Source organism: Microvirga sp. HBU67558 (assembly GCF_018069605.1).
Lineage (GTDB): Bacteria > Pseudomonadota > Alphaproteobacteria > Rhizobiales > Beijerinckiaceae > Microvirga > Microvirga terrae.
Genome location: NZ_JAGPUP010000433.1, coordinates 1 through 11,659, shown reverse-complemented (window position 1 = coordinate 11,659; position 11,659 = coordinate 1). Strand labels below are relative to the sequence as shown.

Genomic DNA, 11,659 nt, shown 5'->3' with positions numbered 1-11,659 from the left:
TACCCTTCCAAAGGTCCGCTTTAAGCCTATCACCCGACCTAAAGGTTAGGTCCGGAACGTGCCATGAACGGACCTTTCGCTTTAGAAAGTCAATTTGGCGACGGCCCGCCATGGTGCGGGCTCACTTGACTTAGATCACTTGCGGAAAAACGCGTCACTTGAAGCGTTCGCCCCCTCAACTGTCCAGCGAGGAAGCTGAACGGGATAGGTCACGGTCCAGGGATGTATAGATGTATGAGCTTAGCAGTACCCGGCTGTTTGTCTAAAGCCCGTCAGGTGGCCAAATGGCCTCTGCCGCTATAGATACCACCGCCTCCGAAGCCCGGAGTACCTGCGGCCCCTCGCGAACATTGGGTAAGCTTTGAGCCTCCACACCGACACCGTCCTTTTCGAGGGCATCCGGCAGATCCTCTGGGTGCTCAGGCCCGACGGCAGCGTCGAGCGCTTCAACCCATACTGGACGACCTATACCGGCCTTCCCCAGCAGATGGAGGCCCTGACTTGGGCCGACGTCTTCCATCCCGACGACCGGGCAAGACTGGTCGAGGTCCGGACCCGGGGTGTGGTCGAGGAGAAACCTTACATGGTCGACGCTCGCATGCGCCGGGCTGATGGCGCGTACCGCTGGCATCGCTGCCAGGTCACCCCCCTCTTCAAGGATGGACATCTCACAGCGTGGATTGGAACGGCCCTCGATATCGAGGATCTCCGCCAGGCTGAGTTGAAGGCGCAGGAGAACGAGCGGCAGAAGCGGATCGTGCTGGAAACGATCAATGAGGGATACTACCGCCTCGACCATGAGTGGCGCTTCGTCGACGTCAACCATGTCTTCGAGGCGATGACTGGCAAGCCGCGTGAGAGGATCCTGGGCCGACGGGTCTGGGACATCTTCCCGGACGCGCAGGATGCCTCCGACTACCAGGCCGTGGCCTCCGATGAGCCTGCCGCCGTCTACGAGCGCTACTCGCGACCCATCGGGCGCTGGTTCGAAGTCACCGTCAGCCGATCTGAGGCTGGCGTCGAGACCTACTTCCGGGACATCGACGACCGCAAACGCGCGGAGGCTCGGCAGGCCGCTCTGGTGGAACTCGGCGACCGGCTGCGCGAACTAACGGCTGCTGCGGACGCTGATGTGGCGGAACTGGCTGCTGCCACCATCGGCAAGACGCTCGCTCTTCTGCGGGTCGGCTACGCGGTGACCAGCATCGATGACGACACGGCTGTGGTCGAGCGGGACTGGGTGGCCGATCCTGCGGTCGCCCGGTCTGTGGGAACCTACCGGGTGTCCGAGTGGGGCTCATATCTCGATCCGCTCCGGCGAGGCGAGACCGTGCTCATCGACAATATCCAGGACGATCCCAGAACCGCGGGGGCGGCTGAGGGGTGGGCGGCCTGGAGCACGCAAGCCGCCGCCTTCGTGCCGCTCATGGAGGATGGCCAACTCTCCGCCTACATGTTCCTGCATGCCGGCACCCCACATCATTGGACGATCGATGAGATCGCCTTCGTCAGCAGCGTTCTGGATCGTGCCTGGGCTGCCGTACGGCGTCTTCGCGCCGATGCGGCCGTCCGCGAGCTCAACGCCACCCTTGAGACCCTCGTTGAGGAGCGGACCCGCTCCCTGCTGGCGGCAGAGGAGCAGCTTCGGCAGGCGCAGAAGATGGAAGCCATAGGCCAACTCACGGGCGGTGTCGCTCACGACTTCAACAACCTGCTGACCATCATCCGCTCGTCGGTTGACTTCCTGCGCCGGCCCAACCTGCCGGAGGAGCGGCGCGTCCGGTACGTCGACGCGATCACCGACACGGTCAGCCGTGCCGCCAAACTCACCGGACAGTTGCTGGCCTTTGCGCGCCGGCAGGCTCTCAAGCCGGAGGTGTTTGACGTGTCCGAGCGCATCGATGCCGTCACCGACATGCTGCGCACCATCGTGGGAGCCAGGATCGAGATCGTGACGGACATTGCCTGTGGGCGCTGCTTTGTGGAGGCCGACGCCAGCCAGTTCGAAACGGCGCTCATCAATATGGCGGTGAATGCCCGTGATGCGATGGATGGCGAGGGCAGGCTCACCATTGCCGTGAGGACCCATGCCACGTTGCCGCCTCTCAGGCGCCACGGCGGCAGCCCCGGCCGTTTTGTGGCCGTGTCACTGACCGACACGGGCTGCGGCATTCCGGCTGACAAGCTCCCTCACGTTTTTGAGCCGTTCTTCACCACGAAGGAAGTGGGCAAGGGCACGGGCCTGGGGCTGAGCCAGGTTTATGGCTTTGCCAAGCAGTCGGGCGGCGATGTGGCGGTCGAGAGCAAGGTCGGGCACGGCACTAGCCTCACGCTGTTCCTGCCGCAGGTGGACGCCGAGCCAGATGGGATCGAGGCCGCATCCGACATGCGGGCCCCGGAAGATGGCCGCGGCCGCCGTGTGCTGCTGGTTGAGGACAACAAGGACGTCGGCGCGTTCTCGACTCAGCTCCTCCAGGACCTGGGCTACGAAACCCGGTGGGCTGCCAATGCCGCTGAGGCGTTGCAGATCCTGGAAGAAGGCAGTGACGTCGACGCGGTGTTCAGCGATGTGGTGATGCCGGGCATGAGCGGGATAGAGCTGGGCCGGGAGATCCGGCGACGTTGGCCAAGGCTGCCTGTTGTTCTCACCTCGGGCTACAGCCACGTGCTGGCGGAAGAAGGCCGGCACGGCTTCGAGCTTCTTCAGAAGCCTTATGCGGCCGATGAGTTATCCCGGACACTGCGCCAAGTGATGCGGCGGCCTCAGCGGTCCTAAAACTGTTCACTGACTTCTGAGGCGGGTCACGAGCATGAGATCGCTGACCGCCTTGGAGGGTCTGCTTACCCCTGCCCTAGGGACGTAAGACTAAGGTCAGACCAGTGCCAATAAGCGACCTTTGGGTTGGCACGCCGCCTTCCACGAATGAGCCGCAATGCGACGGAGAGCAGGAAGACGTCCGGAATCGCTTTCAGAACCCGGTGTCGGGAGCAATCGAAGGGCACGGAGCGATTTTGAGGATCCTGGAGGATCCTACTGGCCGATCAGGCTTGTCCATGGGCGGTAGCGATAGTGCGGGTTGGCCAGGAGCTGGCGCGAACGGCGGATCGCCTCATGCGACTTCTCCAACTGCTGCCAGAGCCCCTGAGTGGTGCGCTCCAGGTGATCGACGCATTGGCGGGTCTCGCGGGAACACACCTCCAGCCCTGCGGGGCGAGCGACAGGCCCGGGCGTGCCCTCGCGAACGGACGGACTGCCCCTGCGGGGTTCACTCCCATCGCCCGCCTGTGGCTCAGCCGGGGGAGACGGCCGAGGCTCACGCAACGTCTCCCGCACTAGAAGAGGCGGCCGCGGCTCGGCATGGCGGTCGAGCACCTCGGCAAAGGGGATCTCAACCATCAGCTCGCCTGAGCGGTTGGTGATCTCGAAAGCGTAGCCCTGCGGGTTGAGGCCCTCGATGATCAGCTCACGGCCGGTGTCGATCACCGCATCGTAGGCTTCGAGATAGGCGGTCTCCACGTCCGGCAAATCCAGGCCCGTGCCATCCCGGCTCAGACCCTCCGGGCCGCCTCTCAGATGAAAGTAAAACCTCGGCACGGCCGCGTCCTCCTGCCTCCAGGACTATACGCGATCCGGAGCTCCTGGCGAACCTTGTTCCGGAAATGCCCTTCGAGGTAGACTTGGCCGGACCGGACCGGGAGAACAACAATGCTGTCCGAACGCGAGCCTCTCATCCGCAAGCTGGAGAGCATCAGCGATCTGTCGGACGACGATCGCAGCGCCCTCCGGGTCCTGCCGATGCGGGTGGTGCGGATCGATCCGAAGCAGGCCCTCGTGCGGGAGGGGGATCGGCCCACCCAGTCCTGTCTGATCCTCGAGGGCATCGCCTGCCGGTACAAGTTCACCGAAGCCGGCAAGCGCCAGATCTTTGCCTTTCACACGCCTGGCGACATCCCGGACTTCCAGAGCCTGTACCTCAGGACGATGGACCACAGCCTGGGCACGATCTCGGCCTGCACGGTCGGCTTCATCCAGCACGACGACCTGCGGGCGCTGCTTCAGGCCCATCCCGGCATTGCGCATGCCTGCTGGCGCGACATGCTGATCGATGCGGCCATCTTCCGGGAATGGATGCTCGGCATCGGCCGCCGCCCGGCGCGGGTGCGGCTGGCCCATCTCCTGTGCGAGCTGGTCGTGCGCCTGCGCGCGGCCGGGCTGGAGACGCCCCTCACGGTTCCCCTGCCGATCACCCAGACTGAACTCGCCGACGCGCTTGGCCTGTCGAACGTGCACATTCATCGGTCTCTGGATTACCTGCGGAAGAACCGCCTCATCCGGTGGAGCGGCCGCGCGTGCGAGGTGCTCGACTGGGCCGGGTTGCAGGTCGCCGGCGAGTTCGATCCGGCCTACCTCCACCTCGATCGCGAGAAACTCTCTCCAGGCCCGTGGGGTCGCGGGGCATGCGTCCTGCCGAAGCCTGGCACCGGTGAGGCCTCAGGGCTGAGACCGTTCCTCACGCGCGATCGCCGCCAGGATGAGCTTGCGGTGGTCGCGCCAGGCGGCGAGGGTTCCCTCCAAGGCGCGCAGCAGGCTCATGGCCAGGGCGGTATCGTGATGGTGCTTGTCCAGCCACCGGATGAGCTCGATCTGCTCGGCCACACGCCTCTCGCCGGCGGCGATGTCGACGTCCGCCTTGGCGAGCTCTTTGCGTTCATCCAGCGCCCTGGCCATGGCCCACGATACGCCCGATCGCCTGCGCTGGCCACTGTCGCGGCGACGGGGACCTGAGGGAACGCGCGAGGCTTGACCTCGTTTCCGTTGCGATCAGGCTGGAGCGCAGCCATGGGCAGCGATGACCTGCTGGAACGGGCCGAGAAGGCCATGAAAGCCAAGGCTCTCCTGAGGCAGAGGCTCAAGGCATCTCAGGAACGGTCCCTGGAAGAGGTTGCGCGCCTCGAGGACAACATCGGCTACGCTAGGGATACGGCCCAGCAGAGCCGGACCCGGCTCCATCTTCTGGGCCTGACCTGGCCGCCCTCGCCGGATCCGATCATCCGGAAGCGCCCGCCAGCGTGAGGCGGAGGCGACCATCTGCCCGATCCCGATGCGGGTGAAGGAGCCCCGCCGCCCTGACCTGTCGGCCTGCCCGAGCGACAACGGCCCATATGGCCAGACCTTCCGAGCTCATCCGAGCCTTCATGCCGACCCTCGCCGCGATGTCGCTAAAGACTGTTGATCGACATGAAGCGACGCACACAGTTATCGCGGATCCGCTCCCCTGAAGAAGGTGCTGGCTACTCTCATGGAGAACTTTAGCCTGTGGCGGGAGCTATTATCGTCTTTGCCTGAAGGCGAACGACCGGACGCAGCCGAGAGGGCCTGGAATGCCTCGCTTCTATTTTCATATTCGGGACGCTGACCAGCGGCGCAGCCGGGACGAGCTGGGGCTCGACTTCCCTGATGCGGAGACCGCCTACCTTGAAGCGTTCCGCTCGGCTGAAGACATCCGAGCGGAGTTCATGGCCCGGGCTCAGAACCCGCAGGACTATGCCATCGAGGTAACGAATGCCGCAGACGAGCTGGTCTTCGACCTGCCCTTCTCCGAGATCTTCGACCGCCATGCCGGGCGGCATGCCCCCCGTTCGGAGATCGTCAGGGCAGCCCGGGAGCAGGGCGACCGCATGATGCGGCTCACTGCCGAGGTCGCCGAGCAGGTCCGCTTGGTCCGAGAGAACCTACGCCGCTCGCGGGATCTCCTGAACAGTCTCGGCCAGCCCCGCGGCGCGGGCTGAGCAGCGGGATTGCGTGCCGTCAGGAGGATTGTCCTGAGGCAGGCTTCCGGTTCAGGTCCCATCGGCAGCCGCTGTGCATCGTTCTCCCTTCCGCAGCGTTGACCTGCGGCAGGAGCACGGTCGCCGATGGACAACCAACTGGAGATCCTCCTCCGGCGGCAGAAGGTGCTCGCCGATTTCGGCGACTTTGCCCTCCAGTCCGAGGATCTGGATGAGGTGCTCACCGAAGCCTGCCGCCTGGTAGGCGAGGCCATGGACACGGGACGTGCCAAGGTCCTGGAGATCGCGCGGGATGGTGACAGCCTGTTGGTGCGGGCCGGCGTGGGCTGGGCCCGAGACATTGTCGGGCAGGTGCGCCTGCCGATGAACGAGCGCTCGTCCGAAACCTACTCGATCCGGAAGAGAAAGCCCGTCATCACGCAGGACATCCGCACGGAGGAGCGCTTCGACGTCCCCGAGTTCATGAAGCAGGCAGGTGTAGTGGCGCTCGCCAACGTGCCGATCCTGCTGCCCGGCGGCCACGCTTACGGCCTGCTCCAGGTCGATGACACCAAGCCCCGCGAGTTCAACCAGAACGACACGGAGTTCCTGCGCACCTATGCCACCATCCTGGGACCCATCATCGACCGACTTTTCAAGCTGCGCGACCTGCGCTCGTCCGAGGAACGCTTCCGCCTCACCGTCGAAGCGGCCACCGATTACGCTATCCTCACCACCGATCCGGACGACTGCATCACCGACTGGCTGCCGGGAGCAGCGGTGGTCTATGGCTGGAGCACAGACGAGGCCATCGGGCAGCCTGGCAGCATGCTATTCACGCCCGAGGACCGCGCGGCCGGTGTGGACCGGAAGGAGGTTGAGACGGCTCGTCAGGAGGGGGTCGCCCCGAACGTGCGCTGGCACCTGCGCAAGGATGGTTCACGTGTCTTCATCGAGGGCTCGGTCCGGGCGCTGCGGGACAACAACGGCGCCGTCACCGGTTTCCTCAAGATCGGTCAGGACGTAACCGAGCGGCGGGCCTTCCTCGACCAGCAGCAGGTTCTCTTGGCCGAGCTTCAGCACCGCACCCGCAACCTCATGGCCGTGGTGCGCCGGATCGCCGACCGGACGCTTCGCTCCAGCACTAGCCTGGAGGACTTCGGCCCGACGTTCCACGACCGCATCGCGGCCCTGGCGCGCGTGCAAGGATTGCTGTCGCGGCTGAACCCTGACGAGCGGGTCACGTTCGATCAGCTCGTCACAAGCGAGCTTGTGGCGCACGGCGGCTTCGACCAGCAAGCCGACAAGGTGACGCTCAAGGGCCCACAGGGCGTGGCGCTGCGCTCCAGCACGGTGCAGACCCTGGCGCTGGCCCTCCACGAGCTCTGCACCAATGCGCTCAAGTACGGGGCTCTGCATCAGCCCGAGGGGCACCTGTCCATCCATTGGCAGCTCAGGCAGGAGGACGGTCAGCCGTGGCTCTATGTGGACTGGCGCGAGAGCGGGGTAGTCATGCCCTCGGACGGCACCACGCCTGATGGAGGCGGCGCAGGCCGCGAGCTGATCGAGCGGGCGTTGCCCTATCAACTCAACGCCCGGACATCCTTCATCCTGGAGGCGGACGGGGTTCATTGCACCATGGCGCTGCCGGTGTCCGAGAAAGGCACGGCCGAGGAGAGTGCTGATGGCTGACCGCAGCTTGCAGAACCGTCGCATCCTGGTTGTCGAGGACGAATATTACCTGGCCACGGAGCTGGAGCAGGACCTGAGCGGAGCAGGTGCGGTCGTGGTGGGGCCTGTGCCGTCGGTGAAGGCTGCGCTCGGACTGATCGAGCAGACGCCATCCCTGGACGCAGCCGTGCTGGACGTGAACCTGGGTGGAGAGGAGGTCTTTCCCATCGCAGACAGGCTGATAGCCCAAGACGTGCCATTCCTGTTCGTCACCGGCTACAACGAGCAGCGCATCCCGGGGGCCTATGACCATGCTCCACACCTTGAGAAACCGTCTGAACCCCGTGCCCTTGTGAGAGCTCTCGCTCGGTTGCTGCTGGCGGCGTAAGCCGAACCTGTGAGAAGCGATCTACCCTTTCTGAACGCTCATGCTCGCTAGGGCGTACTTCCGGTTTGGGTCTTGGTTGTGTCAAAACGCCGATGTGTCGCTCTCTGAAGCAATTCTATGTCTCGCGAGGCCGATTGGACCGGAGAATTCACGGCATACAAGGCCGATGTTGTACAAATAGTTCGTCAAGAGCGGAGCCGTTCGTGTTTTGACACAGGCTGGGTCATACTCTGAAGATCACCTATCCTTCAGGTACGTCCGGTGTTCCCTACTGGACCAGACATCACGCTACCTTCCGTGAAGCGCCATCAACTGTCGTCCCCTAGAATTCATCGGAGTCAATGGCAGCTCCCTGGTTGGCAGGATTGAGTTATCCAGGGTTAGACTTCGTTCTCGCCTGCCCAATCCGGCACGTGGTCACCCAGCTTGTTCAGCAAGCGTTCGAACTGCTCTGCTTCGCGGGCCGACAGGCAGGCCAGCATCGCCCGCTCACGGGCCTCAAGGATCGGCATGAACCGCCCATGCAACTGACGCCCAGCAGGGGTCAGGTAGAGGAGTTGGCGACGTTGGTCGTTCGCATCGGCCTGCCGATCAATCAGTCCTTTCCGGGCGAGTGCAATCGCAGCCCGGCTCATGCTGGCCTTCAGGTGCCCGGAGAACTCACAGATGTCATTGGCAGTGATGCCCTCGCGATGAACAAGGAAGATCAGCATCACGATCTCGGGCCGCGTGATCCCGTATTCCCGCTCGATAGCCCGAAACGAGGGCTCACGGTAATGGTTCAGGACATATCCCATCTTGTAGGCCGTTGGGATCGTCGTCCCGTTCAGAATGGTCTTGATGTTGTCACCGTCTCCGTTCGTCAAACTGGCTCTCCAGCACCTGAAGCAATATTGCTAACAGTCTCATGTGAGACCAAAATTAGTATCATATGAGACCTTTTCCTTGCATCCCGGTTGGCCCGGGCTTACTCTCCCTGCCCAATAACACGGAATGAAGCGGACCACAGGTCTGTCTGCAAAAGGGATAGGGAGAAACGCTCAATGAAAGCCATAGCTGCGCTTGCCGCCACCATGATCGGGGCAACTGCCTTTGCTTCCCCAGGCTTGGCTCAGGTCAGTGACGATGTCGTCAAGATCGGCGTCCTGACCGACATGACCGGGGTCACCTCCGATGTGACCGGCAAAGGCTCCCTCGTGGCTGCCCAGATGGCGGTCGAGGAGTTCGGGGGCTCGGTTCTCGGCAAGCCGATCCAGGTGATCTCCGCCGACCACCAGCACAAGGTGGAAGTCGGGGCGACGACGGCACGCCGCTGGTTCGATACGGAGGCCGTCGACGTCATCGCCGACATCCCCAACTCCGCGGTCGCGTTGTCGGTCCAAGGGATCGCGAAGGACAAGAAGCGTATCGCCCTGTTCTCGGGCGCCGGGACGACCGCCCTCACGAACGAGCAGTGCTCGCCCTACGGCTTTCACTGGACCTACGACACCTATGGCGTATCACGCGGAACAGCCTCGGCCGTGGTCAAGGCCGGCGGGGACAGTTGGTTCATCCTTGCCTCGGACTACACCTTCGGCCACCAGTTGCAGAAGGATGCCACTGAAGTCATTCAGGCCAACGGCGGCAAGGTGGTCGGAGCCGTGCGTCACCCGCTCAATGCCAGCGACTTCTCATCCTTCATCCTCCAGGCCCAATCCTCCGGCGCCAAGGTCATCGGCATCGCCAACGCCGGCGGGGATACGGTCAATGCCATGAAGGCGGCCAGGGAGTTCGGCCTGGTGCAGGGCGGGCAGAACCTCGCTGCGCTGCTCATGTTCATCAACGACGTCCATAGCCTCGGGCTGGACACGACCCAGGGCACCTATCTGACCACGGCGTCCTACTGGGATACGGATGATGCGACCCGAGCCTGGTCGAGGAAGTTCAAGGAACGGGTCGGCGCCATGCCGTCCATGCTTCAGACGGGCGTCTATGGCAGCGTTCTGCACTACCTCAAGGCGGTCAAGGCAGCGGGGACGGACGATGCCGACAAGGTCGCTGCCGCCATGCGCTCCATGCTGATCGAGGACGTCTTCACTAAGAAGGCGTCAATCCGCGAGGATGGCCGCGTGATGCGCGATATGTATCTTGCCAAGGTGAAGGCGCCCAGCCAGTCGAAATACGACTGGGACTACTTCGAGATCGTGCGGGAGATCCCGGCCGAGGATTCGGCTTGGCCGCTCTCCGAGAGCAAGTGCCCGCTGGTCAAGAAGTGACATGGGCGCCCCTAGTCTGAAGATCGCGCACGTCGGCAGCTTCCATGTCGGCGGGCGCCAGGTCCAAGTCGACGGTCAGGACGAGCGGACGATCGCATTCACCCGCAGCACGTCGTTCACATACAATCCTAACGGCCTGTACCACGTCGAGCAGGCCTACGTTCAGTACTTCATCCCGGAACAGCCGATCTCACGGATCCCTATTGTCCTGCTTCATGGAGGTGGCTTCAGCGGAGCGATGTGGGAGGCGACGCCGGATGGCCGAACAGGCTGGCTCCAGATCCTTCTCGGTCTGGGGTTCACCGTTTATGTTGTCGACAATGTCGAGCGCGGCCGCGCCGGCTGGTGTGCCCTTCCCGGCGTCTGGCCTGGGGATGCCATCGTCAGAAGCGCGCAGGAGGCGTGGGGCCTCTTCCGGTTCGGGCGCAGCGAGGACTTTCCAAGGCGTACACCTTTTCCCGGGCAACGGTTCCCAACCGATCACCTCGACACGTTCATCATGGGCCACATCCCTCGCTGGCTGACGACGGGAGAAGCGGCGGTGTCGACCTTTGAGGCTGTGCTGCAACGGATTGGGCCGTGCTGTGTCATAGCCCACAGCCAAGGGGGAGAGGTCGCCTTCCGAGCGGCAGCCCGTCACCCAGCCTTGGTGCCGTGCCTTATCGCCCTTGAGCCATCCGGATTTCCCGATGACCCAGCGGCCTTCGCCAATCGTTCGGTGCTGGCAATCTCAGGAGACTATGTGGATGCGACGCCGCTTTGGGTATCCCTGACCGAGCGAACGCAAGCCTTCGTTGAGGCTCTCGATGAAGCTGGCGCAAGCGCAAGCCTCTGGTCGCTCCCGAAGATGGGCATCAGCGGCAACTCACACATGATCATGATGGACGACAACAACTCCGAGATCGCAGAAATGCTGAGCAGGTGGATCTTGGAGCGTGAGCTTCAACAAGCGACAGCCTGACGAAAGCGCCACTCCAGAATGTCTCCTGTGGGTCAAACTCGGAAATTAGCAGTTCTTCTCGAACGTCAGCTGTTACCTGACCAGCCGACCTCCGCTCTGGGCTAATCGGTCTGGGCTGACAGGCTCCAATGCAACCTCATGCGTTAACGCTCCAGTGCCACTGCACCTCAGGAGCCACCGTGCCGAACACCAGCCCCGCAGAAGCCATCGATCAGGTCCCCCTCACCTTCTCTGACTGGACGCCGCGGCATACAGAGGACCCACTCCACAAGGATCTCTCCGCCGTAGCGCGGATCGGCGACTGTCTCTTCCTTGCCTGTGACGAGACCGCCAGTGTCGAACGCCTTCGCCGCCTGGACGACGGCAGCTTTGGCGACCATCAACAATTCAGCCTGGACGCGCTGGTCCGTCTGCCGGCCGGAGCCGAGGGCGAGATGGACATTGAGGGGCTGTGCGCAGCTGACGGCTTCCTCTGGGTTGTCGGCTCCCACTCCGGCAAGCGCTCCAAGCCCAAGCGCAATGAGAACGACCGAGCTCAGGCTCTCCAGAACATGGAAGAGATCGAACGCGAGCCCAACCGCTCCTTCCTGGGACGCATTCCTCTGATTGAGGAGG

The 11,659-nt window shown here is 63.5% G+C and carries 11 protein-coding genes; 9 read left to right on the top strand and 2 right to left on the bottom strand.

Going from position 1 to position 11,659, the window contains the following annotated elements:
- Positions 1 to 361 precede the first annotated feature (361 nt).
- Positions 362 to 2,776 carry a PAS domain S-box protein gene (locus KBI52_RS04605; RefSeq protein WP_210805685.1) on the top strand — a complete coding sequence of 805 codons (2,415 nt, stop codon included), beginning with the start codon at positions 362 to 364 and terminating at the stop codon, positions 2,774 to 2,776.
- A gap of 255 nt (positions 2,777 to 3,031) precedes the next feature.
- On the opposite strand, the gene KBI52_RS04600 is transcribed toward KBI52_RS04605, so the two are convergent.
- Complete coding sequence (locus tag KBI52_RS04600; protein WP_210805683.1) at positions 3,032 to 3,595, bottom strand: hypothetical protein; 564 nt, start codon at positions 3,593 to 3,595, stop codon at positions 3,032 to 3,034.
- Between the two features lie 111 nt (positions 3,596 to 3,706).
- On the opposite strand from KBI52_RS04600, the gene KBI52_RS04595 reads away from it, so the two are divergent.
- The 5 genes from KBI52_RS04595 to KBI52_RS04575 all read left to right on the top strand — a co-directional run bounded on the left by KBI52_RS04595 (position 3,707) and on the right by KBI52_RS04575 (position 7,828).
- Entirely contained in the window at positions 3,707 to 4,786 is a 1,080-nt protein-coding gene (locus KBI52_RS04595; RefSeq protein WP_315974924.1) for a Crp/Fnr family transcriptional regulator, read from the top strand.
- A 54-nt stretch (positions 4,787 to 4,840) separates the two neighbouring features.
- Positions 4,841 to 5,074, top strand: a complete 234-nt coding sequence (locus KBI52_RS04590) for a hypothetical protein (RefSeq protein WP_210805681.1) — start codon at positions 4,841 to 4,843, stop codon at positions 5,072 to 5,074.
- A gap of 308 nt (positions 5,075 to 5,382) precedes the next feature.
- Complete coding sequence (locus tag KBI52_RS04585; protein ID WP_210805679.1) at positions 5,383 to 5,790, top strand: hypothetical protein; 408 nt, start codon at positions 5,383 to 5,385, stop codon at positions 5,788 to 5,790.
- A 126-nt stretch (positions 5,791 to 5,916) separates the two neighbouring features.
- Positions 5,917 to 7,461: a sensor histidine kinase gene (locus tag KBI52_RS04580; RefSeq protein WP_210805677.1), complete on the top strand. Its 1,545-nt coding sequence runs from the start codon at positions 5,917 to 5,919 to the stop codon at positions 7,459 to 7,461.
- A complete protein-coding gene (locus tag KBI52_RS04575; protein WP_210805675.1) occupies positions 7,454 to 7,828 on the top strand; it encodes a response regulator in 375 nt (124 codons plus the stop codon). The genes KBI52_RS04580 and KBI52_RS04575 overlap by 8 nt, the downstream gene beginning before the upstream one ends.
- Before the next feature lie 380 nt (positions 7,829 to 8,208).
- Here the strand turns inward: KBI52_RS04575 and KBI52_RS04570 are convergent, their stop codons facing one another.
- On the bottom strand, positions 8,209 to 8,694 hold the full coding sequence (locus KBI52_RS04570; RefSeq protein ID WP_247654184.1) for a MarR family winged helix-turn-helix transcriptional regulator: 486 nt from the start codon (positions 8,692 to 8,694) through the stop codon (positions 8,209 to 8,211).
- Between the two features lie 177 nt (positions 8,695 to 8,871).
- Between KBI52_RS04570 and KBI52_RS04565 the strand changes: the two genes are divergently transcribed.
- The 3 genes from KBI52_RS04565 to KBI52_RS04555 all read left to right on the top strand — a co-directional run.
- Positions 8,872 to 10,083: an ABC transporter substrate-binding protein gene (locus KBI52_RS04565; RefSeq protein ID WP_210805673.1), complete on the top strand. Its 1,212-nt coding sequence runs from the start codon at positions 8,872 to 8,874 to the stop codon at positions 10,081 to 10,083.
- Position 10,084: 1 nt separating this feature from the next.
- On the top strand, positions 10,085 to 11,044 hold the full coding sequence (locus KBI52_RS04560) for an alpha/beta fold hydrolase (protein ID WP_210805671.1): 960 nt from the start codon (positions 10,085 to 10,087) through the stop codon (positions 11,042 to 11,044).
- Between the two features lie 179 nt (positions 11,045 to 11,223).
- Positions 11,224 to 11,659, top strand: a 436-nt coding sequence (locus KBI52_RS04555; protein WP_210805669.1) for a DUF3616 domain-containing protein, incomplete at its 3' end; no start/stop codon positions are given.